The sequence below is a fragment of the Streptomyces cinnamoneus genome (assembly GCF_002939475.1).
Taxonomy (GTDB): Bacteria; Actinomycetota; Actinomycetes; order Streptomycetales; family Streptomycetaceae; genus Streptomyces; species Streptomyces cinnamoneus_A.
In genome coordinates this window covers 5,221,086-5,246,674 of the sequence record NZ_PKFQ01000001.1, presented here as the reverse complement: position 1 = coordinate 5,246,674, position 25,589 = coordinate 5,221,086, and the positions used below count along the sequence as shown (strand labels likewise).

The following is a 25,589-nucleotide window of genomic DNA, read 5'->3' as shown; positions in this document are numbered from 1 at the left end:
AGGACCACCTAGGAGGCGGACACGTCCAGGGCTCCGGGCCGCGCCCGCGACGACGTGCCAGGCCCCGGGTCTCACACCGTCCAGGACGGCTCTATCGCGATGACGTCTCCCCCGATGGCCGCCACATCGGCCTCGGTCTGCGCGCGCAGGCCCAGACGCTCCACCCGGTCCGTGCGGTACTTGCCGTGCTCGGCCACGGAGTTCCACATCGACAGCACCAGGAACTCCTGGCCGGGAGCCTCCCCGAAGACACCGCGCAGCATGCCGGGAGAGCCGGCCATCGCGGGGTTCCACACCTTCTCCTGCATGAGCACGAAGTGCTCCACCCTGTCCTCCCGGACCCGACAGTGCGCGAAACGCACGACGTCGGCGTCGGTGAACTGTGGCTGGAATCCGACCTTCACGTCGAAGCGGTGCTCGAAGAGCCGGACCTGGATGTCCTTGTACGTGCCGGACTGCGCGGCGGCAAGCCGGTCGTGGGAACGCGCCATGAAGGAGTCGTAGAAGGCCCGGCTCTCCCAGAAGCCGAAGAGGTGCACCACGTCAGGGCGTGCCCGGCTCCAGCCGCCGCCCTGCCCCCGGAAGCCCGGCTCCCCGAGCAACCCCGCCCACTTCCGCTGCCCCCGCTCGAACCCCCGGCGGTCCACCACGGTGCAGCGAATCCACTTGACCAGCACCGGGCCATCGTACGGCTCCCGGAGTGGCGCGCATCACGTACCCGTGGAGTACACCCGGGCGGGAGCCGCCCTCTCCTCGTCGTTCGACTCGACGGCGAAGTCCCGGGAGAGCACCTGCGTCAACTCCTCCGCCGGAACCTCACGACACTCGGCCGAACCGCCGCGGACGCACCGCTGACAGCTCCGGTCCCACCAGCGTCCGCCGTAGGCCCGGCTCCGCCCGCTGGACCACCGCCCGGGAGACGAACGGTGAGCGCGGGTGCGCATACAGAACGACGAAGAGGGTGCCGACCACAGGTCGGCACCCTCTTCCCGGTCACGGCGCTCTCAGGAAGGAGCACTCACCGGCACGTCACCCGGGGCGTCAGCTGCACCCGCTCGTCGAGCCGCAGCCCTCGCAGAGGTAGCAGCTGCCCGCGCGGCGCATCTTCGTGCCGCAGGAGAAGCACAGAGGGGCGTCGGCGTTCAGGCCCAACTGCATCTCGACCAGCTCGGTGGAGTTGTGCACCTGCTTGGGGGCCGGAGCCGCCGCCGGCTGGGCCGGGACCTCGGGCTTGGCGGGCTCGACGTGACGCGGGGCGGACTGGGCCAGACCCTCGACGTCCATCTCGTCGTCGGCCGCCTCGTAGGAGCCGGTGTCCAGGTGACGCTGGCGCTCCTCCGCGGAGTGGATGCCGAGCGCCGAACGCGTCTCGAAGGGCAGGAAGTCCAGCGCCAGACGGCGGAAGATGTAGTCGACGATCGACTGCGCCATCCGCACGTCCGGGTCGTCCGTCATGCCGGCCGGCTCGAAGCGCATGTTGGTGAACTTCGAGACGTAGGTCTCCAGCGGCACGCCGTACTGCAGACCCACCGACACGGCGATCGAGAAGGCGTCCATCATGCCCGCGAGGGTCGACCCCTGCTTGGACATCTTGAGGAAGACCTCACCCAGGCCGTCGTCCGGGTAGGAGTTGGCCGTCATGTAGCCCTCGGCGCCACCGACGGTGAAGGAGGTGGTGATACCCGGGCGGCCCTTGGGCAGGCGCTTGCGGACGGGGCGGTACTCGACGACCTTCTCCGCCGCGGCGGGGGCCTCGGCGACGGCCTTGGTCTCCTCCTTCTTCTTGGCGGAGAGCGGCTGGCCGACCTTGCAGTTGTCGCGGTAGATCGCGAGCGCCTTCAGGCCCAGCTTCCAGCCCTCGAAGTAGACCTCCTCGACCTCCTCGACGGTGGCCGACTCGGGCAGGTTCACCGTCTTGGAGATCGCGCCGGACAGGAAGGGCTGAGCGGCGGCCATCATGCGCACGTGGCCCATGGCGGAGATCGCGCGCTCACCCATGGCGCAGTCGAAGACCTCGTAGTGCTCGGCCTTCAGGCCCGGGGCGTCGATCACGTTGCCGTGCTCGGCGATGTGGGCGACGACCGCCTCGACCTGCTCCGGCTGGTAACCGAGGCGCTTGAGCGCCTTGGGGACCGTGTTGTTCACGATCTGCATGGAGCCGCCGCCGACGAGCTTCTTGAACTTGACCAGGGCCAGGTCCGGCTCGACGCCCGTGGTGTCGCAGTCCATCATCAGGCCGATGGTGCCGGTGGGGGCCAGCACCGACGCCTGGGCGTTGCGGAAACCGTCCTTCTCGCCGAGGCGGAGGACGTCCTGCCACGCCTCCGTCGCCGCGGCCCAGACCGGGGTGTCCAGGTCGTCCATGCGCTTGGCGGCGGTGTTGGCGTCGGAGTGCTGCTTCATGACGCGCTTGTGGGCGTCGGCGTTGCGGGCGTAGCCGTCGTACGGGCCGACGACCGCGGCCAGCTCGGCGGAGCGCTTGTAGGAGGTACCGGTCATCAGCGAGGTGATGGCACCGGCGAGCGCGCGGCCGCCGTCGCTGTCGTAGGCGTGACCGGTGGCCATCAGCAGGGCGCCGAGGTTGGCGTAGCCGATGCCCAGCTGGCGGAAGGCGCGGGTGGTCTCACCGATCTTCTCGGTCGGGAAGTCGGCGAAGCAGATGGAGATGTCCATCGCCGTGATGACCAGCTCGACGACCTTCGCGAAACGCTCGGCGTCGAACGACTGGTTGCCCTTGTCGTCGTCGCGGAGGAACTTCATGAGGTTGAGGGAGGCGAGGTTGCACGAGGAGTTGTCCAGGTGCATGTACTCGCTGCACGGGTTGGACGCGGTGATCCGGCCCGACTCCGGCGAGGTGTGCCAGTGGTTGATCGTGTCGTCGTACTGGATGCCGGGGTCGGCGCAGGCCCAAGCGGCCTCGGCCATCTTGCGGAAGAGGCCCTTGGCGTCGATCTCCTCGATGACCTCGCCGGTCATCCGGGCGCGCAGCCCGAACTTCGAGCCGGTCTCGACGGCCTTCATGAACTCGTCGTTGACGCGGACGGAGTTGTTGGCGTTCTGGTACTGGACGGAGGTGATGTCCTCGCCGCCCAGGTCCATGTCGAAGCCGGCGTCGCGCAGGGCGCGGACCTTCTCCTCTTCCTTCACCTTGGTCTCGATGAAGGCCTCGACGTCGGGGTGGTCGACGTCGAGGACGACCATCTTGGCGGCGCGGCGGGTGGCACCGCCCGACTTGATCGTTCCGGCGGAGGCGTCGGCGCCGCGCATGAACGAGACCGGACCGGAGGCGTTGCCGCCCGAGGAGAGCAGCTCCTTGGAGGAGCGGATGCGGGAGAGGTTGAGACCGGCGCCGGAACCGCCCTTGAAGATCATCCCCTCTTCCTTGTACCAGTCGAGGATCGACTCCATGGAGTCGTCGACGGAGAGGATGAAGCAGGCAGAGACCTGCTGGGGCTGCTTCGTGCCGACGTTGAACCAGACCGGGGAGTTGAAGCTGAAGACCTGGTGCAGCAGGGCGTAGGTCAGCTCGTGCTCGAAGATCTCCGCGTCGGCCGGGGAGGCGAAGTAACCGTGCTCCTCGCCCGCCTTGCGGTAGGTCAGCACGACGCGGTCGATCAGCTGGCGGAGGCTGGACTCGCGCTCGGGGGAGCCGGTGGCGCCACGGAAGTACTTGCTCGTGACGATGTTGACCGCGTTCACCGACCAGAAGTCGGGGAACTCCACGCCGCGCTGCTCGAAGTTGATCGAGCCGTCGCGCCAGTTGGTCATGACGACGTCACGACGCTCCCAGACGACCTCGTCGTACGGGTGCACGCCCGGGGTCGTGTGGATGCGTTCGATGCGCAGACCCTTGCCGCTCTTGTTTCCCTTGGAGCGGGAACCTCGTGCAGAGCCGCTCGTCGTCTCGGTCATGCCGCCTCCCTCATACGGGCAAAACGCCCTAATGCGCCTATTTTCTTCCGGGGCGCGATGTGTTCTGTCACCCGGCTGCGCTCAGCGCGCCGGGTAGGTCTGGTGGTCGCCGCTCAGTCGGCGGCGACGGCGGGCGCGGGGACTTGGGAGTCCTCGTCGGACCCGTCGGCGTCGGTCGTGGGCGCGGCCTCGCGCTCCGCCCGGCGCAGTCCTGCGCGCAGCTCGGCGACAGCGGCCTCGAAGTCCTCAAGCGAGTCGAACGCCTGGTACACGGACGCGAACCGGAGATAGGCGACGAGGTCGAGGTCCTTGAGCGGCCCGAGTATGGCGAGCCCGACGTCGTGGGTGGAGAGCTCCGCGCTGCCCGTGGCGCGCACCGCCTCCTCGACCCGCTGACCGAGCAGGGCCAGGGCGTCCTCCGTGACCGGGCGCCCCTGGCACGCCTTGCGCACGCCAGAGATGACCTTGTTCCGGCTGAACGGCTCGGTGACCCCGCTCCGCTTGATCACCATCAGTGACGCCGTCTCCACGGTGGTGAACCGGCGGGAGCAGTCGGGGCACTGGCGGCGTCTGCGGATCGAGCAGCCGTCGTCGGTGGTCCGGCTGTCGACGACCCGGCTGTCGGGGTGCCTGCAGAAGGGGCAGTGCATGGCTCTCCACCCTCCTCACCCTCGAAAACTGTGCACGATCTCCGGCATCGGGGGCCCCTGGGAAGGAGCCTCGCCGAGCAGCCCCCAGCATAGGCGATGGTCGCGACCACGAATGACCGGGAGGGACCTTCGACCACAACTTGTGGGTAGCTCCCGCCATCAAACCACTAGATCTGGTGCCGGATGGCGAACCGTCCGTGTCGCGTGTCGCACCGCGGAAGCAGGACACGACCCCTTGGAGGCCGCCCCTGGGGCGGGCTCGCCCGCCTCGGGTGTCACACTGGACGGCAGAGCGCCGCACCGCCGCACGACGGCCGGAACCATTCGTTCCGACCACCTCCGGCAGGCTCGCGCGGTCCGTCGGCGGACCGCCGGACCACCGGGGCGCGGAGGGCCGCGAAGCTCGCGGTGCGCGCTACCGACAGTGAGACGACTTCGGGGCGACTTCGCACCGAAGAGTACCGTAATGGGGCGAATTGATCTTCGCCCGTACACCCTTCGATCTGATCAAGTCAGCCGATCCCCGATATTTCACTCGAACGTGTGTTTGGCGCAACCTTTCGAAAGCAACTACCGTTGTCCAGCTAGGGAGAACATTTCGAGAGGGGCCGACGTGACCACCACCGCAGACAGCGCCACCATCACCGCCCAGGACCGCTCCCAGAACCGACTCGACCAAGCACACCCGATGAACGACGCAGCCATGAACGCCGAGGGGCAGAAGCCGGCCCGCTCGCTCCCGGGACGCCCGCCGGGGATCCGGGCCGACAGCTCCGGTCTCACGGACCGGCAGCGCCGAGTGATCGAGGTCATCCGGGACTCCGTCCAGCGCCGCGGCTACCCACCATCCATGCGCGAGATCGGCCAGGCGGTGGGCCTGTCCAGCACGTCCTCCGTCGCCCACCAGCTCATGGCCCTGGAGCGCAAGGGCTTCCTGCGCCGGGACCCGCACCGTCCGCGCGCCTATGAGGTGCGCGGCTCCGACCAGCCGAGCACCCAGCCGACCGACACCACCGGCAAGCCCGCCGCCTCGTACGTGCCCCTGGTCGGCCGGATCGCCGCCGGTGGCCCGATCCTGGCCGAGGAGTCCGTCGAGGACGTCTTCCCCCTCCCCCGCCAACTGGTGGGCGACGGCGAGCTCTTCGTCCTGAAGGTCGTCGGCGATTCCATGATCGAGGCCGCGATCTGCGACGGTGACTGGGTCACGGTCCGCCGCCAGCCCGTCGCCGAGAACGGCGACATCGTGGCCGCCATGCTGGACGGCGAGGCCACGGTCAAGCGCTTCAAGCGCGAGGACGGCCACGTCTGGCTGCTCCCGCACAACGCCGCCTACCAGCCGATTCCCGGCGACGAGGCGACCATCCTCGGCAAGGTCGTCGCGGTGCTCCGGCGCGTATGACAGAACGCGCCGAAAGGCCGGGCCCCGGAACCACTGCGCCGGTTCCGGGGCCCGTCTTCTGTCGCTGAGACGAGTCTTCTGCCGCTGAGGCGAGCAAGACCCATGGGCCTGCTCGCCCCGACCGCTCGCACACCGCTCACAGGCCGCTCGCGGCGGTCGGGAGGCGGTGGTGGTTCGGAGCCCGCTAGCGGCCGTCCGCCTTCGCCGCGCCGTCGATGGCGGCCAGGGAGCGCCGCACCTGGTTACGGTCCGTGGTGTACCAGAAGTCGGGCATCGAGGCCCGCAGGAACGAGCCGTAGCGCGCCTTCGCCAGCCGCGGGTCCAGCACGGCGACCACGCCCCGGTCCCCCGACGCGCGGACCAGCCGGCCCGCGCCCTGGGCCATCAGCAGGGCGGCATGCGTCGCGGCGACGGCCATGAAGCCGTTGCCGCCGCCCTCCTCCACGGCCCGCTGCCGGGCGCTCATCAGCGGATCGTCCGGGCGGGGGAAGGGCACCCGGTCCATCACCACCAACTGGCAACTGGGCCCCGGAACGTCCACGCCCTGCCACAGCGACAGCGTGCCGAAGAGACACGTACGGGCGTCGGCGGCGAAGGTCCGGATCAGCTCTCCCAGCGTCTCCTCGCCCTGGAGCAGGATCGGCACGTCCAGCCGCTCCCGCAGTTCCTCGGCCGCCGCCTGCGCCGCCCGCATCGAGGAGAACAGCCCGAGCGTACGACCGCCGGCGGCCTCCACCAGCTCGGCCAGCTCGGCCAGCATGTCGGACCGGGTGCCCTCACGGCCCGGCTGGGCGAGGTGCTGGGCCACGTAGAGGATGCCCTGTTTGGGATAGTCGAACGGCGAGCCGACGTCGACACCCTTCCACTGGGGGACGTCGTCCCCCGCGACGCCCTCAGGTGCCAGGCCCAGCGAAGCGCCGACGCCGTTGAAGTCACCGCCGAGCTTGAGCGTGGCCGAGGTGAGGACCACCGAACGCTCGTTGAAGAGCTTCTCCCTGAGCAGCCCGGAGACCGACAGGGGCGCGACCCGCAGCGAGGCGCCGAAGCGGTCGTGGCGCTCGTACCAGACCACGTCGTATTCGGAGCCCTCCACGATGCGCTCGGCAACCGCGTGGATGTTCTCCACGGACGCCAGAGCCTGCTTGCGGACGGCGTCCTCGTCCTGGACCGACTTGTCGCGGGTGTTGCCGAGGGCGCTGATGACCGTGCGCGCGGCGTCGCGGAGGGTCATCAGGCAGTAGCCCAGGTCCTCGGGAATCTTCTCCAGCCGGCCGGGCAGGGCCAGCTCCATCAGCCGCTCGAAGCTCTCGGCGGCGGTCTGGAGGGCGTCCGCCGCCTTCTCGTCGACGAGCTTCGCGGCCCGCCGCACGGCACGGTTGACCTGGCCGGGCGTGAGCTCGCCCGTGGCGACGCCGGTCACGCGGGAGACCAGCTCGTGGGCCTCGTCGACGATCAGGACCTCATGGCCGGGCAGCACCGGCGCGCCCTCGATGGCGTCGATGGCCAGCAGCGCGTGGTTGGTGACGACGACGTCGGCGAGCTTGGCCCGCTCCCGGGCGGCCTCGGCGAAGCACTCGGCGCCGTAGGCACATTTGGAGGCACCCAGGCACTCGCGCGACGTGACCGAGACCTGGGCCCAGGCACGGTCGGAGACACCCGGGGTCAGGTCGTCGCGGTCACCGGTCTCGGTCTCGTCCGACCAGTCGCGCAGACGCAGCAGGTCCTTGCCGAGCTTGCTGCTCGGCGCCGCCGCCTCGAAGGGGTCGAAGAGCCCCTCCTCCTCTTCCTGCGGCACTCCCTCGTGCAGCCGGTGCAGGCACAGGTAATTGGAACGGCCCTTGAGCATGGCGAACTCCGGGCGGCGGCGCAGCTGCGGGTGCAGTGCGTCGACCGTCCGGGGCAGGTCGCGCTCGACGAGCTGGCGCTGGAGCGCGAGCGTCGCGGTCGCGACGACCACCCGCTCGCCGTGCGCGAGCGCGGGCACGAGGTAACCGAGCGACTTGCCGGTGCCGGTGCCCGCCTGCACGAGCAGGTGGGAGCCGTCGTCGATGGCCGCGGCGACGGCTTCGGCCATGGCGACCTGGCCGGGGCGCTCGGTGCCGCCGACGGCGGTGACCGCCGCGTGCAGCAGGTCGGTGAGGGAGGGCGAGGAGGTGGCAGTCATAGCTCTTTCAGCCTACGGTGCGGCACTGACATCGTGGGCCGTGATCGGCCACGCCGCGTGAACGGACCGACCCCGCCGCGGGCACGGATCCGCCCTACAGCGCCCACCTCAGGCAACGGTCCCGCACTATCAGCGCCGCGAGCTTGTCCGGCAGCTCCACCTCACCGGTGAGCCGGAACCCGGCGCCGAGGAAGGCGGCGAGGCACGGCGTATTGCGCAGATCGGGCTCCGCGATCACCCGGTCGCAGGAGGGGCGGCGGTCCAGGACGAGGTCGGCCACGGTGCGCAGCAGGTGCGTGCCGAGACCGCGGCCCCGGTCGGCGACCTTGCCGATGACGAGGTGGATGCCGGTGTCGTGCGGCCGTGAGGGGTAGTACCGGGCGATGGGGTCGAGGTCGGCGCGGTAGACCTCCCAGTAGCTCATGGGGACCCCGCCGAGCACGCCCAGGCACGGGACGCTCCGTCCGTCCCCCTCCAGCTGGGCGCGGAGGTGACCGGCGGTGGCGTCGGGGCCCGACAGGTTCCAGAACGCCGCCACCGCCGGATCGTTCATCCACCGGGTGACGAGCGGCAGGTCGCGTTCGATGCGGACCGGTACGAGCTGGAAGGGGCCGACGGGAGTGGCCACCGGGCCCCAGGACGCCAGGTCGTCGAGGAGACCGGTGTCGCCGGGGCCGAGGGTGGGGGCGTGGTGTTCGTGGGCGAGGAGCTCGGCGAACTCCTCGGCCAGCGGCCGCAGGTCGACGGTGTCCGTGAAGTCGTCGACGCCGTCGGGACGGGCGGATGCGTACCCCCCGACGCCGCCCGCAGTGAACGGGGCCGCGCCACCGTGCCCCCCGGGCGTCCCGGCATCGACGGGCGGAAGCAGCAGGCTGTCGTCCCTCTCGGTGCTCATCGCTCACCCGGCCGCAGTAAAGAGGGGGTTGGCGATGTCGACGTAGACCGACTGGGTGTCCACCGGGCCGACCAGTTCGTCGAGGCCCCGCAGCCTCGTCAGCATGTTGGCCTTGCAGCGCAGGGTCGGCATGTCGAGCAAACGTTCCGGCAGGGACGAGCCGGTCCCCCGGTCGTCCGTCCGGCCGGCGCCGGAGGCCGCGGTCTCCTTGAGGAAGCGGCGCAGCGCGGCCAGCAGGACCTGTTCGTCGGCCAGGTGCTGGGAGCCGAACGCGCCGATCAGGCCGAGGATGTTGTTGACGCCCAGGTAGTAACCGAACCGCTCGTCGGCGACCTCGTCGGCCACGAAGGTGTCGCTCTCCTCGCCGATCCCCGGAAGCTGGCCGTCGAGCGCGGCGCGGTGCGACTCGCGGAAGTAGTAGCCCTGGTTGTCGCGGTAGCGCCCGCCGACCGGCCAGCCTTCGGGGTCCAGGAGCACGAGCGTGTTCTGCTGGTGGGCCTCCAGGGCGATGCCCGCCTCGCCGTCGAGCCAGAGGACGGGCCGTACGACCGCGTCCAGATAGCGCAGGAACCATTCCGTCGCCACCGCGCCGGCGGGCCGCCCGGTGCGGTAGGCCAGCCGGGCCACCGTGTCGGCGAGGCGCGAGTACGTGGCCGGCTGCCCGGCGGGGGTCCGCCTGCCGGGCCAGGGGCGCGGGGAGACGAGACCGGCGAGGCACACGGCGTCGTCGCCGGGGCCGAAGGGGTTGTGCCGGATGACGGCGTCGACACCGGGCAGCGGGGTGCCGTCGGGCGCGTCGACCGCGAGCCAGGCCGGGTCGCGGACGATGTCGAAGCCCAGTCCGCTCCCGCAGGCCGACCGCCAGCGCTCGGCCAGGCCGCTGCGCAGCAGGCGGTGCACCTCGAGGCCGCGGTGCAGTTCCTTGCGGAGGTTCTCCCGGCGGGAGTTGGTGATGCGCAGGCCCAGGGAGAGCTTGAGCATGGTGGGCGCGCCGGGCCGGTGCACCGTACGGACCGATGAGGTGGGGTACCAGGGGTCTCCGTGCGGACCGAGGTCTTGGAGCAGGCCGGCGTCGAACAGGGCGGTCACGGCGGGCCGGTGGTGGAGGTCGTGCGCCTGCCAGGGGTGCAGGGGCAGGATGACGCTGTCGGCCGGGATCTTGAGCTCCGGCCCGGCGAGGCGGGCGGCCAGGGTGGGGGCGTCGATGGCGCGGCCGCGCTCGGTCCAGGCGGAGTCCGCGGCCAGCACGGAACGGTGGACGGCGAGCCAGTGCAGCGGGAAGCGGCCGCGCGACTCCGGGGAGAAGGCGTGGGCTTCGGCATCGGAGAGCCCTTCGCGGCTCTTGGGCGCGGGGTGGAGGGGGTGCCCGAGGAGGAGGGACTGCTCGCCGTACAGGAAGAGTTCACCGGCGTCCGGGTCGGCGGGGTGGGCGCGCCGGGCCCGGAGGAAGTCCGCCGTGCGGCGCGTGGAGTCGGCGACCCGGCCGGCCAGGTCGGCGCCGTCCCACGTGGGGGGCCGGCCCAGCAGGGCCGCGCGGTGCGCGGCCTCGTGGCCGAGGAGGGCCGCGAGGGTGACGGCGTCGAAGGCGGGCGCGTCGTCGGGGCCGCCGGTGAGGGTGACGGCGCCGAAGCGGTGCCAGCCGGTGGCGGACCAGTAGTGGACGCGGACGCTCAGCGGGGTGCCGCTCGCGTTGAGGGGGAGGTAGAGGATGTCGCCGTGGGGGCGGGTGATGTTGTTCTCCCGCACCCAGCAGCGCAACAGGTTCTCCACGGCCGCGGCGTCCGCGGCGGCGCGCGGGTCGGGGTGGTCCAGCGGCTCGGCACCAGCGTACGGGCCGGGGCCCGCGGTCCCGGCGTGGCCGTTCTGGTGGGGCACCGCGGCGGCCGGTGGCCGGCCGGCGGCGGAGGCACCGGTGTGGGGGGTTGCGCTCATGCGGTGTGCGGCGTGCAGGTCAGGGCGTTCCCGCCGGGGCTGCGGCGCCTGCCTCCTTCGGGGATCTGGGGGTCGGGATCCGGTGGCCTGTGCGGGAGACCGTGGCGATGGCGTCGGAGAGCCGCTCGAGGACCGCCTCCGCCTGTTCGTCGGTGATGGTCAGGGGCGGCAGCAGCCGGACGACGCAGTCGTGCCGGCCGCCCAGTTCGACGATGAGTCCGCGGCGCAGGCACTCCTGCTGCACGGCGGTGGCCAGCGCGGGACCGGCCGGCAGCGGTACGCGCGCGGTGGCGCGGCCGGGGCCGGGCTCCGCGCCCGGCCACGGGGCGGCGTGGGCGGCGCCCTCCGGGTCGACGATCTCGACGCCCATCATCAGTCCCCGGCCGCGCACGTCACCGACGCAGTCGTGCTCCGCCACCAGCGGGCGCAGGCGTGCGAGCATGCGCTCCCCGAGCGCTGCGGCGCGCTGGGACAGGCCGTTCTCCCTCACATGACGGAGCGTCGCGGTGCCGGCGGCCATGGCGAGCTGGTTGCCGCGGAAGGTGCCCGCGTGGTCGCCGGGCTGCCAGACGTCGAGGGAGTCGCGGTAGACGACGACGGCGAGGGGCAGGCTGCCGCCGATGGCCTTGGACAGGACCATCACGTCGGGCACGACGCCGCTGTGCTCGACGGCCCAGAACGCTCCGGTGCGCCCCACTCCGGTCTGGACCTCGTCGGCGATCAGGGGGATGCCGCGGGCGGCGGTGAGGTCGCGCATGCGGCGCAGCCAGCTGTCGGGCGCCGGCAGCACCCCGCCCTCGCCCTGCACCGGTTCGACGATCATGCCCGCGGGGGGCCGGACGCCGCTCGCGGGGTCGTCCAGCAGGCTCTCGGTCCAGCGGGCCGCCAGGTGTGCGCCCTCGTCGCCGCCGACTCCGAAGGGGCAGCGGTAGTCCTGGGGGAACGGCAGGCGGGCCACCCGCACGCTGGGCGCCCGGCCGGAGACGGCGAGCGCGCCGGCCGTCATGCCGTGGTACGCCCCCGAGAAGGCCAGCAGCCCGTCGCGGCCGGTCGCGGTCCGCACGAGCTTGAGCGCGGCCTCGACCGCGTCGGTGCCGGCGGGTCCGCAGAACTGGACGCGGGCCGAGGCGGCCAGCCCGGCGGGGAGGGTGGCGAACAGTTCGCTGGTGAAGGCGTCCTTCACCGGGGTGGCCAGGTCGAGGACGTGCAGCGGGGCGCCGGAGTCGAGCACGGAGCGGATGGCCTCCAGCACCACGGGGTGGTTGTGGCCGAGCGCCAGCGTGCCCGCGCCGGAGAGGCAGTCGAGGTAGCGGCGCCCGTCGGCGCCCTCGATCGTCATGCCCCGCGCGCGCACCGGCACGATGGGCAACGAGCGGGCGTACGTCCGGGCCGCGGACTCGCGGGAGGCCTGCCTGCGCAGGATGCCCTCGTGGGTCGTCGGCGACGCCCCGCACGGCGCCGTCGGCGGTCGCTTGCTCAAGGCCACGGCTGTGGGTCCTCCTCCTGCTGCTGAACGCTGGTCGGCTGTCCCCCGTACGTACCAACGACGCCGCGAGCCGTGGATCACGGCCCGCGCGCAAGATCCTTCGAACCGGAACCGGGGACCCGTGCGCGTCCGTCTCCCCCGGCACCGGCATAGTGTGGCCCTGGCCCGCGCCGGAACGGTGCATGACAAGTTCACAACATTTCCGCGCACACAGCGGGCATTCCGTGCTCAACGCGTACAGAAAATAGGGGGAGTCCACTCCATGCCATCGAACCGCAGGTCGGTCCTCGCCGCGGCCGCCGTCGCCGCAGCGCTGGCGCTGACCGCCACCGCGTGTGGGCCCACCGACGACAAGGCGGCGGGGAGCGACACCAAGGCCAGCGCGTCCGCCGGTCAGAAGGGCGACGACTTCCCCAGCCTGCCGAAGGGGATCTCCGCCAAGGACCTGGACAAGTGGAAGCAGAAGTGGAAGGACGGGGCCTGGAAGAACTGGGACAAGGAGCAGTGGCTGCGTGAGGCCCGCGACTTCATCAACCCCATCATCGAGGGCCACTGGAAGCCCGGGGACATGAAGGACGCGCGCTCCAGCGACAAGACCCTCGCCACCCAGGGCGCCCCCGGCGCCCTCCCGGGCAGCGGCACCAGCGACCAGGGCGCCACCGACCCCGTGCCCCGCCCGGTGCAGGCCAAGGCGGTCACCCTGCCGTACCACGACAACGCGGCCCCGGTGGGCAAGGTCTTCTTCGACGGACCCGAGGGCCACATGGTCTGCTCGGCGACGGTCGTCAAGGACCCGGCACACCCCGGCAAGTCCAACATGGTGTGGACCGCCGGCCACTGCGTGCACGCCGGCAGGAGCGGCGGCTGGTACCGCAACATCGCCTTCGTGCCGTCCTACAACGACAAGGGCCTGCCCGCCTCGCAGCTCAACAGCGCCCCCGTACAGGACGTCGCCCCCTACGGCGTGTGGTGGGCCGACTGGGCGCAGACCTCCGCGCAGTGGATCACGCAGGGCGCAGAGACCGGCGGCGCCGGCGCGCCCTACGACTTCTCCGTGCTGCACGTGCGGAGCGAGAGCGGCACCGGCAAGTCCCTGGAGGAGACGGTCGGCAACGCCCTCACCGTGGACTTCAGCACCCCGAAGGTGCAGTCGATCGCGAACATGGGCGCCTGGGGCTACCCGGCGGCACCGCCCTTCGACGGGCAGAAGATGTACGACTGCCAGGACAAGCCGGGCCGGCTGACCATCGAGCCCTCGCAGCCGACGATGTACCGCATCGGCTGCACCATGACCGGCGGTTCCTCCGGCGGCGGCTGGTTCGCCCGGGGCGCGGACGGCAAGGCGGTGCTGGTCTCCAACACCTCGATCGGCCCGTCCAACAGCACCTGGCTCGCGGGCCCGCGTCTGGGCCCCGAGGCGAAGGGCGTCTACGACGCCATCAGCCAGAAGTTCGCCGGCAAGCGCTAGACCGGGAACGCCCGGCACACTCCCCGGTCGGGCAAGCGGAAGGGGCCCGCACCGACGTTTGTCGGTGCGGGCCCCTTCCGCTCTGAACGCGTCAGGGACGCGCCGGTACGTACTGCTGGAGCTCTGCTGCGAGTTCCTCGTGGACCCGCGCCTTGAGCAGGGTGCCCTCCGGGGTGTGCTCCTCGGAGATCACCTCGCCGTCGGCGTGGGCCCGCGCGATCAGGGCACCGTGCGTGTACGGCACGAGCGCCTCGATCTCGACCGCGGGCCGCGGCAGCTCGGTGTCGATCAGCGCGAGCAGTTCCTCGATGCCCTGGCCGGTCCGCGCGGACACCGCGATCGAGTGCTTCTCGATGCGCAGCAGCCGCTGGAGCACGAGCGGGTCGGCCGCGTCCGCCTTGTTGATCACGACGATCTCGGGCACGTCGAGGGCGCCCACGTCGCGGATCACCTCGCGCACGGCGGCGAGCTGCTCCTCGGGCGCCGGGTGCGAACCGTCGACCACGTGGAGGATCAGGTCGGAGTCCCCGACCTCCTCCATGGTGGAGCGGAACGCCTCGACGAGGTGGTGCGGCAGGTGCCGGACGAAGCCGACGGTGTCCGCCAGCGTGTAGAGCCTGCCGGAGGGCGTCTCGGCCCGGCGCACGGTCGGGTCGAGGGTGGCGAACAGGGAGTTCTCCACCAGCACGCCCGCGCCGGTGAGGCGGTTGAGCAGCGAGGACTTGCCCGCGTTGGTGTAGCCCGCGATGGCGACCGAGGGGACCTTGTTCCGCCGGCGCTCCTGGCGCTTGATGTCGCGGCCGGTCTTCATCTCCGCGATCTCCCGGCGCATCTTCGCCATCTTCTCGCGGATCCGTCGCCGGTCCGTCTCGATCTTGGTCTCACCGGGACCACGCGTGGCCATGCCGCCGCCCGAGGAACCGGAGCCACCGCCACCCATCTGCCGGGACAGCGACTGGCCCCAGCCGCGCAGCCTGGGCAGCATGTACTGCATCTGGGCCAGGGACACCTGTGCCTTGCCCTCGCGGGACTTGGCGTGCTGGGCGAAGATGTCGAGGATCAGGGCGGTCCGGTCGACCACCTTGACCTTGACGACGTCCTCAAGGTGGATCAGCTGGCCGGGGCTCAGCTCACCGTCGCAGACGACGGTGTCGGCGCCGCTCTCCAGGACGATGTCCCGCAGCTCCTGGGCCTTGCCCGAGCCGATGTACGTCGCCGGGTCCGGCTTGTCCCGGCGCTGGACGACGCCGTCCAGGACGAGCGCGCCCGCGGTCTCAGCCAGGGCCGCGAGCTCCGCGAGGGAGTTCTCGGCGTCCTGCACCGTGCCGGACGTCCAGACGCCGACCAGCACCACGCGCTCCAGGCGCAGCTGCCGGTACTCGACCTCGGTGACGTCCTCGAGCTCGGTGGAGAGACCGGCCACGCGGCGCAGGGCCGCACGCTCGGAACGGTCGTACTGGTCGCCGTCGCGCTCCCCGTCGATCTCGTGGCTCCAGGCGACGTCCTCTTCCATCAGGGCGTCGGCCCGAAGGCTCTCCGGGAGGCTCTGCCGGTCCTGGGGAAGGGAAGAAGAGGAGGTCATTTGATCCTTACGTCGTTGGGAAGGCGCCCCCGTGTCCCGGGGGCTGCTCTCAGTGACGACAACGTCCGGGGGGCCCCGGAGATTCCCCCGGGCGGCCCGCTTGCCGACGTGTCGATGTTGCCATGCCGCCGCCCGGCCGTCACGCGGGTTTCCGGGCCGCCTTCCAGTCGGGGTGGCCCGGCATCGCGGGGGTCCGCTCCCCGTACAGCCAGGGGCGCAGGAACGCGGACTGGTCCCGGCCGGAGACCTCGCCGGCGAGGGAGACGAAGTCGGCGGTGCCGGCGGTGGAGTCGCGGTGCCGGGAGACCCACTGGCGCTCCAGGCGCTCGAAGGCGGGCGCGCCGATCCGCTGCCGCAGGGCGTAGAGGACCAGGGCTCCGCCGTCGTAGACGACCGGCCGGAAGATACTGATGCGCTTGCCCGGCACGGGCCCCTTCGGCGCCGCCGGCGGACCGCCGTCGGCGCGCCACTGGTCGGACTGCTCGTAGGCGGCGTGCATGCGGTCCTCGAGCTTCTTCCCGGCCTTCTCCTCCGCGTACAGCGCCTCGTACCAGGTGGCATGGCCCTCGTTGAGCCAGACGTCGGACCACAGGCGGGGGCTGACGCTGTCACCGAACCACTGGTGCGCGAGCTCGTGCACCATGATCGATTCGAGGTACCAGGCGGGGAAGGCCGGCTTGGTGAACAGGTCGCGCTCGAAGAGCGAGAGGGTCTGGGTCTCCAGCTCGAAGCCGGTCGACGCCTGGGCCATGAGCACCCCGTAGTTCTCGAAGGGGAACGGGCCGACCTTCTTCTCCATCCAGGCGAGGTGTTCCGGCGTCTTCGCCGTCCACGCCTCCAGCGCCTTCTGGTCCTCCGCGGGCACCACGTCCCGCACCTGGAGGCCGCGCGGCCCGGTGCGCTCGGGCACGGCGAAACGGCCGATGGCCACCTGGGCGAGCTCCGTGGCCATGGGGTGGAGGGTGCGGTAGACCCAGGTGGTCTTCGCGCCCTCGGTCCGGCGCCCCGCGGGCCGCCCGTTGGCGACGACGGTCAGTTCCTTGGGCGCGGTGACGCGGAAGGTGAACAGCGCCTTGTCGGAGGGGTGGTCACTACCGGGGAAGACGCGGTGCCCGGCGTCGGCCTGGTTGGCCATGACGAGCCCGTCGGCGGTGGGCACCCAGCCGCCCGGGGCGGCCTCGCGCGGGTCACTGGTGTGGTGGACGGCCACGGTGAACGTGGTGCCGGCCGGCACCTTGCGCTGGGGGGTGACGACGAGGTCCTCTCCCGCGCTCGTGAACTCGGCGGTCCGGCCGTCGACGTCGACCGAGGCGACGGTGCCGTGGGTGAAGTCCAGGTTGAAGCGCTCCAGCGGTTTCGTGGACCGGGCGACGAGGCGGGTCACGGCGTCGAGCGGTTCGTCGTTGGCACGGTAGTCGAAGGAGATGTCGTACGAGGCGACGTCGTAGCCGGGATTGCCCAGGCTGGGGAACAGCCGGTCGCCGATGCCCAAGGGGGCCGGGGCCGGCGGCGCGGCCGCGCCGACCACGAGGGCGGCTGCTGCGACGACGAGGGCGGCACGGCGGCGCGGAAACCGCCGGCGCCGGGGGGAGCGCTCTCGGAGTGAGTACGGCATGCCCCACCGCTATCAGCGCACAGCCGTCCGCCGGTGGCGGCACGACGCCGCCCCACCCGTACGAGCGTCTCGAATGGTCGTATGTGTTTCATACCGGCTGCTCCGGGCAGCGGTACGGCCCGCGCCTTCCGCACCCCCTTTCGGAGGCACGGGCTAGAGCGGTGCCGGAGCCGCCTGGCGTCCCGCCCTCTCGACGTCGTAGACACCCGGGACACGTCGCATGGCACGCATCAGCTCCGGCAGCCGGCCGGCGTCGGACAGCTGGAGGGTGTAGGTGTGACGCACGCGCTGCTCGTGGGGCGGCTCCACCGCGGCGGAGATGACGGCGGCGCCCTCCGCCGCGATGACCTCGGTCAGGTCCGCGAGCAGATGCGGCCTGCTGAACGACTCGGCCCGCAGGGTGACGCGGTAGTCGACGGCGTCCGCGCCGTCCGTGACGCGCCAGTGCACCGCGACCGGCCGTCGCCCGGAGGTGACCATCCGCTCGACCGCGGGGCAGTGGCTCCGGTGCACCGTCACCGTGCCGCCGCGGACGGTGAAGCCCGTGACCTCGTCGGGCGGGACGGGCGTACAGCAGCCTGCCAGGCGCAGGCCCGCGCCGGCGTGCCCGGAGCCCTCGGCGACGACGGCGACGGTGCGGCGAGTGGGTCCGGCGGGTGCGGGCGGGTGGGGGGCGGCCCGCAGCGGGCCGGGGGCGGGCTGCGCGGGGGGCGCCGGGGGCGGGGGGTCGGACGCGGGGTGGGTGGCCAGCCAGCGGCGGATGGCGATGCGGGCGGCGGGGGTGCGCACGTGGTCGAGCCAGTCGGGCGACGGCCCGGAGGCAGGATCGGCCGACATCAGCAGCTGCAGGGTGTCGCCGTCGCGCAGCACGGTGCTCAGCGTCGCCAGACGGCCGTTGACACGGGCGCCGAAGCAGTGGTGCGCACCGTCGCCGTGCAGGGCGTAGGCGGCGTCGACGCAGCTGGAGCCCGCGGGCAGGCCGAGCGTGCCGCCGCCGGCCCGGAAGACGGTGATCTCGCGGTCCTGGGCCAGCTCGTCGCGCAGGGAGGTCCAGAAGGTGTCGGGGTCGGGGGTGGCGCGCTGCCACTCCAGCAACCGGGAGAGCCAGCCGGGGCGGGTGGGGTCGGCGCGCTCGCCGTCCGTCGCGTCGGGGACCTCGGGGGCGGCGTAGGGATTGCCGAGGGCGATCACGCCGGCCTCGGCGACGCGGTGCATCTGGTGGGTGCGGATGAGCACTTCGGCCGCGCCGCCGTCCTCTCCTGCGACGGCGGTGTGCAGCGACTGGTAGAGGTTGAACTTGGGGACGGCGATGAAGTCCTTGAACTCCGAGATGAACGGCGTGAAGCAGGTGTGCAGCTCGCCCAGGACGGCGTAGCAGTCGGCGTCCTCGGCGACCAGCACCAGGAGCCTGCCGAGGTCCGAGCCGGTCAGCTCGCCGCGCTTGAGGCGCACACGGTGTACGGAGACGAAGTGTCTGCGGCGGACGATGACTTCGGCGGCGATGCCGGCTTCCCGGAGCACGGCCCGCACGCGCGCGGCGGTCGCCTCCAGGGGGGTGGGCCGGTCAGCGTGGGCGAGGACGAAGTCGCGGGTGCGGGCGTATTCCTCGGGGTGGAGGATCGCGAAGACCAGGTCCTCCAGCTCGGTCTTGAGCGCCTGGACGCCCAGCCGCTCGGCGAGCGGGATCAGCACGTCCCGGGTGACCTTGGCGATGCGGGCCTGCTTCTCGGGGCGCATCACGCCGAGGGTGCGCATGTTGTGGAGGCGGTCGGCGAGCTTGATGGACATCACACGGACGTCGTTGCCGGTGGCGACGAGCATCTTGCGGAAGGTCTCGGGCTCGGCGGCGGCGCCGTAGTCGACCTTCTCCAGCTTGGTGACGCCGTCGACGAGGTAGCGGACCTCCTCGCCGAACTGCTCGCCGACCTGATCCAGCGTCACCTCGGTGTCCTCGACGGTGTCGTGCAGGAGCGAGGCGGTCAAGGTCGTGGTCTCCGCGCCCAGTTCGGCGAGGATCAGGGTGACGGCGAGGGGGTGGGTGATGAACGGCTCGCCGCTCTTGCGGGTCTGGCCGCGGTGGGAGGACTCGGCCAGGACGTAGGCCCGGCGCAGGATGTCGAGATCCGCGCCGGGATGGTGGGCGCGGTGGACCTTGGCGACGTGGTCGATGGCATCAGGGAGCCGTCCGCGGGCGCCGGAGCCGGCGAGCGCCGCGCGGCCGAGCCGTCTCAGGTCGATGCGGCGGCCGCGCCTGCGGCCGGGAGCACCGGTGTTCGTGGCCTCTGCGCTCATGGGCACCTCCGGCAGCGGTCGACCGGCGGTCGGCTCGCGCCTCCAGACCGGTGCTTGATGCTACCGAGCCCATCACGCAGCGCTCACCCGCTCTCGCCCAGAGTGAAACGGATCACCCATTCGAGGGAGCGCGGGGCCGGCGGACGACTTCGCTCCCGGCGTGCGCGGGGTCAGCCGGCGTGCGCGGCGGGCTCGATGCCCGCCCAGGAGGCGTCGAGGACGCCCTCGGCGACGATCACGGCGGGCCCGGTCATCTCGACCGTGCCGTCCGGGCTCTCGCTGATCACCAGGCGGCCGCCGGGCACGTCCACGGTGTACGTGACGGGGTGGCCGAGGACGGCGGGATCGGCACCGTCCCGGCGGGCGGCCGCGACCATCACCGCGCACGCGCCCGTGCCGCAGGAACGGGTCTCGCCGGAGCCCCGCTCGTGGACGCGCAGCGCGACGTGGCGCGGGCCGCGGTCCACGACAAATTCGACGTTGACGCCGTCGGGGTAGGCGGCGGCGGGGCTGACGCCGGGGGCCGTGTAGAGGTTCCCGGCGTCGGCGAGGTCGTCGACGAAGGAGACGGCGTGCGGGTTGCCCATGTTGACGTTGCGGGCGGGCCAGCTGCGCTCGCCGACGGTGACGGTGACGTCCCCCTCGGGCAGCGCCGCGCGGCCCATGGCGACGGTGACGCCCCCGGGCTCGCCGTCGGGGCCGGCCTTGGCGATGTGGGCACGGCGAACGCCCGCGCGGGTGGCGATCGCGAGGTCGCCCTCCTCGGCGAGGCCCGCCCGCTGGAGGTAGCGCGCGAAGACGCGGACGCCGTTGCCGCACATCTCGGCGATGCTGCCGTCGCTGTTGCGGTAGTCCATGAACCACTCGGCCTCGCACGCCATGGCGCGGGCCTCGGGGTGTGCGGCGGAGCGCACGACGCGCAGCACGCCGTCCGCGCCGAGGCCGGCTCGCCGGTCGCACAGCTGGGCGACGGCGGCCGGGGACAGCTCGAGCCGGCCGTCGTGGTCGGGGATGATCACGAAGTCGTTCTCGGTGCCGTGACCCTTGAGGAAGGCGATCTGCGCGGTGCTCACCATTCGATGGTACGGGGCACCTCGGACAGCGCCTCGCACAGGCCCGGGACCGCCTTCGGGGGTTCAGCGCAGGCGCGCCACGCGCCAGACGGCGAGGACGACCAGCACGGTGACGACGGCGGTGTACGCGGCCACGTACCGCCAGTCCGGGCGGCGTCCGGAGCCGCGCGGGGGCAGCCCGGGCCAGGTGTAGCCCACGCGGCGGGCCGCCATCACCCCCCAGCCGGCGGCGCAGCAGCTGAGGAGCAGGCCGAGCATGGCCACGACCGGGCCGCCGTCGCCGAACTCGAAGGCGAGCGGGAAGGCGAACAGCAGCGAGCCGGTCGCGGCGAGCATGACGATCGGCGCGAGCTGCCAGACACGCAGCCGGCGCGGCGGGCGCAGCTCGCGGAACGACGCGGGCGCCGTGGTGTCCGGCGCGCTCCCCTCGTCGTCCTCGGGACCGTCCGGGGTCAGCGTTTCCGGTTCCGCCCCGGCCGCCGCCGGGACGTGTCCCCTGCGCGGCGGCTGCTGCGGTCTGTCACGAGGGCCGGCCTCCATCGCCACGCGCCCTCCCAACCGGACTTCACGGCTCGATCGAAGCTCGATGATGGCACGTCGGAGATGGCCCGCAGGGCGTGCGGAGCGTCCCGATGCCATCACGTGATCAGGCTGTAATCGCCCGTTCGACCAACGCCAGCGCTTCCTCGGTGAGTTCCGCGCGCCGGTCGGCCGCGCCGCTCAGCCAGTGGACCCGCGAATCGCGCCGGAACCACGAGTCCTGGCGCCGGGCGAACCGCTTGGTGGCCCGTACGGTCTCGGTGCGGGCGGCCTCCTCGTCGCACTCCCCGGCGAGGAAGGCGAGCACCTGCTGGTAGCCGAGCGCGCGGGAGGCCGTGCGGCCGTCGCGCAGTCCCGCCCGCTCCAGGGCGCGCACCTCGTCGACGAGCCCGGCCTCCCACATGCGGTCCACGCGCACGGTGATCCGCTCGTCCAGTTCCGGGCGCTCGACGTCGACGCCGATCTGGAGGGCGTCGTACACCGGCTCCTCGCCGGGCAGGTTGGCGGTGAACGGCCGGCCGGTCAGCTCGATGACCTCCAGGGCCCGCACGATGCGCCGGCCGTTGCCCGGCAGGATCGCGCGGGCGGCGGCCGGGTCGGCGGCGGCCAGCCGGGCGTGCAGGGCGCCGGGGCCGAGCTCCGCCAGCTCCCCCTCCAGGCGGGCGCGGACGGCCGGGTCCGTGCCGGGGAAGTCCATGGCGTCGATGGTGCCCTTGATGTACAGCCCCGATCCCCCGACGAGGACCGGGGTGCGGCCCTCAGCGAGCAGCCGGTCGATCTCCGCCCGGGCCAGCCGCTGGTACTCGGCGACGCTGGCGGCCTCCTTGACGTCCCAGATGTCGAGGAGGTGGTGCGGCACGCCCTGGCGCTCGGCCATGGTCAGCTTCGCGGTGCCGATGTCCATGCCGCGGTAGAGCTGCATGGAGTCGGCGTTGACGACCTCTCCGCCCAGGTGCTGGGCGAGGGCGACGCCGAGATCGGACTTGCCGGCCGCCGTGGGACCGACGACGGCGATGACCCTGGGTGCGGGGAGTGCGTTTCTCACCGCATCAGTCTCCCAAACCTCCGGGCCACCCCACGAATGAGCGACGTGACGAGACGACGGCGGGTTCGTTGCCTGTTGCGAGGTTCCGAGAGCCGGTTTGCGGACCGGTGTCCGCGAGCGGCCCCCTGGGACGCCCCGGACGACACGGGATTTCGCTCACACCAGTAAGGTAATGGAGTAGATATGGGCGTGTTTTCAAGGATTCTCCGTCGGTCGTCCTCGACGTCAACGGAAGAGGCCGCGGCTGCCACTCAGACGGCGGAATCCACCGACACGGCGGAGACGGCCGAGGCGAAGCCGGAGGAGGCCGCCGAGGCCAAGGCCGAGGAGACCGCGGACGAGGCGGCCGAGGGAGTGGAGATCCCCAAGCAGCAGTCGGCGGAGAAGGCGGCCGACAGCGAGGCCGGTGAGGGCGCCCGTAAGTAAGTGTGGCAAGAGAAGAAGACGAGGGGCGGTCGCCATGGGCCTGTTGAACGATCTGAAGGCCAAGCTCGGCCCGCTCAAGGGCAAGGTCGGTGACCTCGCGCACCAGCACGAGGACAAGATCGGCCACGGGCTGGAGAAGGCCGCGCAGGTGGTCGACGCGAAGACCAAGGGCAAGTACAGCAGCCAGATCCGGACCGGCACGGGCAAGGCCAGGGAGGCCCTCGGCCGCCTTGCCGAGAAGGACCACAAGGGCGGCGGTACGGACTCCAGGACCCCCTGACCCCCTCGTCGGCGACCGGCCGTGGAGCCTGACTCCACGGCCGTCGCCGTGCCGGCCGCGCGCCGCCGGGGGCGGCCGCGGCCGGGACGGGCGGCGTCAGGACCAGGCGGCCACGAGGTAGCCCACGCCGTAGGGCGCCTCGTCGTACAACAGCGAGCCGCGCAGTCCGGCGCTCTCCCCCGCGCCCGCCAGCACCTGCCAGGGCGCCCGGCCGGCGGCCTTCAGTTCGAGGCCCAGCTCCGCGTCCAGGGCGGCCAGCGCCTCCGTGTCCGCCGCGGCGAGCGCCCGCGCCGCCCGCGCGTCGAACGCCTCGGCCCGTTCGTCGAGGTAGCCGGGCGCCTTCACGGTCCGGCAGGCACTGCCGTCACCCATGACCAGCAGCGCGACCCGCTCGGCCTCGGCCGCCAGCTTCCTGCCCACGCCCACGCACCGCTCGGTGTCCAGCGGCTCGCCCACGCCGAGGCCCTCGACGGGCGCGGCGGCCCATTCCGTGCGCCCCAGCAGCCACGCGGCGACGGCCAGGGACTGCGGCAGCTCGCGCTCCCCCGCGGGTCCGCCGGGGCCGAGCCGTACGTCCAGGTCGACGCCGAGTCCCCGGAACGATCCGACCGCCCCCTGCGGATGCGGGCCGCGGCCCTGCAGGGCGGCCGGGCCCACGACCACGAGCCGGTCCGGCCGCGCGGCGGCCAGGACGGCCACGGCGTCCAGGCAGGCGGCCCGCAGCGCGTCCAGCTCGGGTGCCGCCCCGGCGGCGACCTCCGGGACGAGCAGCGGCGGACAGGGGCAGACGGCTGCGGCGACGAGCATGACGGAACAGTAACAAGGCGCCCGCGGGTGTCAGGGAAGATCGGTGCGGCCCAGCCACGACGGCGTGCGGGCAACACCGTCCGCGTCGCGCGGAACGTCGGGCACCGCTCCGGGCGGAGGCACGGCGCTGTCGCGCGGCGCTTCGGGCGGAGGGGCGGCGCTGTCGTGCAGCACCTCCGCCACCGAGAAGCGGTGGTGGCCGTCCGCCCAGGAGCCGTTCACGACCAGCAGGAAGCCCTCCGCTGTCCGCAGCAACCGGGTCCGCTGCGCCCACCGGGGCGGCGGGAAGGCGCGGGCGCGCGCCTCCAGCTCCCGCAGGGCGTCCTCACGGGTGCCTTCCAGCTGGCCGACGACGTCGGCCAGCCAGCGGCGACTCTCCCCCGAGCGGACGTCCGGCTCGACGACCAGCCCCACGTCGCCACGGCCGCTCCCCGGCGTTCGCCTCGCGCGTCAGTCGCAGCCGCAGCCGGTGGCGGCCGGGGCGGGCGTCGGCACGGGCGCGCCGATCGTCGGGATGCCGAGCATCACGCCCGCGGGCTTCTCGGCCGGGGCGGCGTTGCGCCTTTCCCACGCGTCGCCCGCGCGCGTACGGCGCACGGCCTTGGCCGGGCCCTCGGCGAGGAGGTGGTGCGGGGCGGCGTAGGTGATCTCCACGGTGACGACGTCGCCCGGGCGGACCGGCTCGTCGGGCTTGGTGAAGTGCACCAGGCGGTTGTCGGGGGCGCGGCCGGACAGACGGTGCGTCGCGTCGTCCTTGCGGCCCTCGCCCTCGGCGACCATGACCTCCAGGGTGCGGCCGACCTGCTTCTTGTTCTCGTCCCAGGAGATCTCCTCCTGGAGGGCGACGAGACGCTCGTAGCGCGCCTGCACGACCTCCTTGGGGATCTGGCCCTCCATGGTGGCCGCGGGGGTGCCGGGGCGCTTGGAGTACTGGAACGTGAAGGCGTTCGCGAAGCGCGCCTCGCGGACCACGTGCATGGTCTGCTCGAAGTCCTCCTCGGTCTCGCCGGGGAAGCCCACGATGATGTCGGTGGAGATGGCGGCGTCCGGCATGGCGGCGCGCACCTTCTCGATGATGCCGAGGAAGCGCTCCTGGCGGTACGAGCGGCGCATCGCCTTGAGCACCGTGTCCGAACCCGACTGGAGCGGCATGTGCAGCTGGTGCATCACGTTCGGCGTCTCGGCCATGGCGGCGATCACGTCGTCGGTGAAGTCGCGCGGGTGCGGCGAGGTGAAGCGGACCCGCTCCAGGCCCTCGATCTTGCCGCAGGCGCGCAGCAGCTTGGAGAACGCCTCGCGGTCGCCGATGTCCGAGCCGTAGGCGTTGACGTTCTGGCCGAGCAGGGTGATCTCGCTGACGCCCTCGCCGACCAGCGCCTCGATCTCGGCGAGGATGTCGCCGGTGCGGCGGTCCTTCTCCTTGCCGCGCAGCGCCGGGACGATGCAGAACGTGCAGGTGTTGTTGCAGCCGACGGAGATGGACACCCAGGCCGCGTACGCGCTCTCGCGCCGCGTGGGCAGCGTCGAGGGGAACGCCTCCAGCGACTCGGCGATCTCGACCTGCGCCTCCTCCTGGACGCGGGCGCGCTCCAGCAGGACCGGCAGCTTGCCGATGTTGTGCGTGCCGAAGACGACGTCGACCCAGGGGGCGCGCTTCACGATGGTGTCGCGGTCCTTCTGAGCGAGGCAGCCGCCGACGGCGATCTGCATGCCGGGACGCTTCGTCTTCATCGGGGCGAGCCGGCCGAGATTGCCGTACAGCTTGTTGTCGGCGTTCTCCCGCACCGCGCAGGTGTTGAAGACGACGACGTCGGCCTCCCCCTCCGCGGTGCCCTCGGGCGCGCGGACGTAGCCCGCGTCCTCCAGCAGACCGGAGAGCCGCTCGGAGTCATGGACGTTCATCTGGCACCCGTAGGTGCGCACCTCGTATGTCTTCGCACTCATCTCAATCGACCAGGGTACGTGGTCTGCCGGACACCCCGCCTCCTCCCGTCTTCACGACCGGCGGGCGGACTGGCAGGAT

The 25,589-nt window shown here is 72.3% G+C and carries 20 protein-coding genes; 4 read left to right on the top strand and 16 right to left on the bottom strand.

What is annotated here, in order from left to right:
* Positions 1 to 71: 71 nt before the first annotated feature.
* The 3 genes from CYQ11_RS23540 to nrdR all read right to left on the bottom strand — a co-directional run bounded on the left by CYQ11_RS23540 (position 72) and on the right by nrdR (position 4,562).
* Positions 72 to 677, bottom strand: a complete 606-nt coding sequence (locus CYQ11_RS23540) for a YdbC family protein (protein ID WP_099197499.1) — start codon at positions 675 to 677, stop codon at positions 72 to 74.
* Positions 678 to 1,041: 364 nt separating this feature from the next.
* Positions 1,042 to 3,912 carry a vitamin B12-dependent ribonucleotide reductase gene (locus CYQ11_RS23535; RefSeq protein ID WP_099202320.1) on the bottom strand — a complete coding sequence of 957 codons (2,871 nt, stop codon included), beginning with the start codon at positions 3,910 to 3,912 and terminating at the stop codon, positions 1,042 to 1,044.
* 113 nt (positions 3,913 to 4,025) lie between these two features.
* Positions 4,026 to 4,562, bottom strand: coding sequence for a transcriptional regulator NrdR (nrdR, locus tag CYQ11_RS23530; protein WP_099202318.1), 537 nt, complete (start codon positions 4,560 to 4,562; stop codon positions 4,026 to 4,028).
* A 613-nt stretch (positions 4,563 to 5,175) separates the two neighbouring features.
* Here nrdR and lexA point away from each other — a divergent pair.
* Complete coding sequence (gene lexA / locus CYQ11_RS23525; protein ID WP_099202316.1) at positions 5,176 to 5,961, top strand: transcriptional repressor LexA; 786 nt, start codon at positions 5,176 to 5,178, stop codon at positions 5,959 to 5,961.
* A 184-nt stretch (positions 5,962 to 6,145) separates the two neighbouring features.
* Here lexA and CYQ11_RS23520 read toward each other — a convergent pair whose 3' ends face one another.
* The 4 genes from CYQ11_RS23520 to CYQ11_RS23505 all read right to left on the bottom strand — a co-directional run bounded on the left by CYQ11_RS23520 (position 6,146) and on the right by CYQ11_RS23505 (position 12,438).
* Positions 6,146 to 8,125 carry an ATP-dependent DNA helicase gene (locus CYQ11_RS23520; protein WP_099202314.1) on the bottom strand — a complete coding sequence of 660 codons (1,980 nt, stop codon included), beginning with the start codon at positions 8,123 to 8,125 and terminating at the stop codon, positions 6,146 to 6,148.
* A gap of 94 nt (positions 8,126 to 8,219) precedes the next feature.
* The gene (locus CYQ11_RS23515; RefSeq protein WP_099202312.1) at positions 8,220 to 9,020 is read right to left on the bottom strand and encodes a GNAT family N-acetyltransferase; all 801 of its coding nucleotides are present in this window, start codon (positions 9,018 to 9,020) and stop codon (positions 8,220 to 8,222) included.
* A gap of 3 nt (positions 9,021 to 9,023) precedes the next feature.
* Positions 9,024 to 10,952, bottom strand: a complete 1,929-nt coding sequence (locus tag CYQ11_RS23510) for an IucA/IucC family protein (protein ID WP_099202310.1) — start codon at positions 10,950 to 10,952, stop codon at positions 9,024 to 9,026.
* Positions 10,953 to 10,971: 19 nt separating this feature from the next.
* A complete protein-coding gene (locus CYQ11_RS23505; protein WP_099202308.1) occupies positions 10,972 to 12,438 on the bottom strand; it encodes a diaminobutyrate--2-oxoglutarate transaminase family protein in 1,467 nt (488 codons plus the stop codon).
* 262 nt (positions 12,439 to 12,700) lie between these two features.
* Between CYQ11_RS23505 and CYQ11_RS23500 the strand changes: the two genes are divergently transcribed.
* The gene (locus CYQ11_RS23500) at positions 12,701 to 13,906 is read left to right on the top strand and encodes a trypsin-like serine peptidase (protein ID WP_099202306.1); all 1,206 of its coding nucleotides are present in this window, start codon (positions 12,701 to 12,703) and stop codon (positions 13,904 to 13,906) included.
* A 91-nt stretch (positions 13,907 to 13,997) separates the two neighbouring features.
* Here the strand turns inward: CYQ11_RS23500 and hflX are convergent, their stop codons facing one another.
* From hflX to miaA, 6 genes are all read right to left on the bottom strand, one after another.
* The gene (hflX, locus tag CYQ11_RS23495; protein ID WP_099202304.1) at positions 13,998 to 15,488 is read right to left on the bottom strand and encodes a GTPase HflX; all 1,491 of its coding nucleotides are present in this window, start codon (positions 15,486 to 15,488) and stop codon (positions 13,998 to 14,000) included.
* 139 nt (positions 15,489 to 15,627) lie between these two features.
* Positions 15,628 to 17,103, bottom strand: a complete 1,476-nt coding sequence (locus tag CYQ11_RS23490; RefSeq protein WP_099202302.1) for a M1 family metallopeptidase — start codon at positions 17,101 to 17,103, stop codon at positions 15,628 to 15,630.
* Positions 17,104 to 17,256: 153 nt separating this feature from the next.
* Positions 17,257 to 19,395 carry a RelA/SpoT family protein gene (locus tag CYQ11_RS23485; RefSeq protein WP_099202301.1) on the bottom strand — a complete coding sequence of 713 codons (2,139 nt, stop codon included), beginning with the start codon at positions 19,393 to 19,395 and terminating at the stop codon, positions 17,257 to 17,259.
* A 170-nt stretch (positions 19,396 to 19,565) separates the two neighbouring features.
* Entirely contained in the window at positions 19,566 to 20,471 is a 906-nt protein-coding gene (gene dapF / locus CYQ11_RS23480; RefSeq protein ID WP_099202299.1) for a diaminopimelate epimerase, read from the bottom strand.
* Positions 20,472 to 20,531: 60 nt separating this feature from the next.
* Positions 20,532 to 21,008, bottom strand: coding sequence for a hypothetical protein (locus CYQ11_RS23475; protein ID WP_099202297.1), 477 nt, complete (start codon positions 21,006 to 21,008; stop codon positions 20,532 to 20,534).
* Positions 21,009 to 21,114: 106 nt separating this feature from the next.
* Positions 21,115 to 22,053, bottom strand: a complete 939-nt coding sequence (gene miaA / locus CYQ11_RS23470) for a tRNA (adenosine(37)-N6)-dimethylallyltransferase MiaA (protein ID WP_099202295.1) — start codon at positions 22,051 to 22,053, stop codon at positions 21,115 to 21,117.
* Between the two features lie 183 nt (positions 22,054 to 22,236).
* Here miaA and CYQ11_RS23465 point away from each other — a divergent pair, with 183 nt between their 5' ends.
* Both CYQ11_RS23465 and CYQ11_RS23460 read left to right on the top strand, forming a co-directional pair.
* Entirely contained in the window at positions 22,237 to 22,479 is a 243-nt protein-coding gene (locus CYQ11_RS23465) for a hypothetical protein (RefSeq protein ID WP_099202293.1), read from the top strand.
* A gap of 34 nt (positions 22,480 to 22,513) precedes the next feature.
* Entirely contained in the window at positions 22,514 to 22,759 is a 246-nt protein-coding gene (locus tag CYQ11_RS23460; protein ID WP_099202291.1) for an antitoxin, read from the top strand.
* 96 nt (positions 22,760 to 22,855) lie between these two features.
* Here the strand turns inward: CYQ11_RS23460 and CYQ11_RS23455 are convergent, their stop codons facing one another.
* The 3 genes from CYQ11_RS23455 to miaB are packed head-to-tail and all read right to left on the bottom strand — an operon-like array spanning position 22,856 to position 25,510.
* A complete protein-coding gene (locus tag CYQ11_RS23455; protein WP_099202289.1) occupies positions 22,856 to 23,566 on the bottom strand; it encodes a class III extradiol dioxygenase subunit B-like domain-containing protein in 711 nt (236 codons plus the stop codon).
* Positions 23,567 to 23,596: 30 nt separating this feature from the next.
* A complete protein-coding gene (locus CYQ11_RS23450) occupies positions 23,597 to 23,980 on the bottom strand; it encodes a hypothetical protein (RefSeq protein WP_099202287.1) in 384 nt (127 codons plus the stop codon).
* Between the two features lie 36 nt (positions 23,981 to 24,016).
* Entirely contained in the window at positions 24,017 to 25,510 is a 1,494-nt protein-coding gene (gene miaB, locus CYQ11_RS23445; protein ID WP_099202285.1) for a tRNA (N6-isopentenyl adenosine(37)-C2)-methylthiotransferase MiaB, read from the bottom strand.
* Positions 25,511 to 25,589 lie beyond the last annotated feature (79 nt).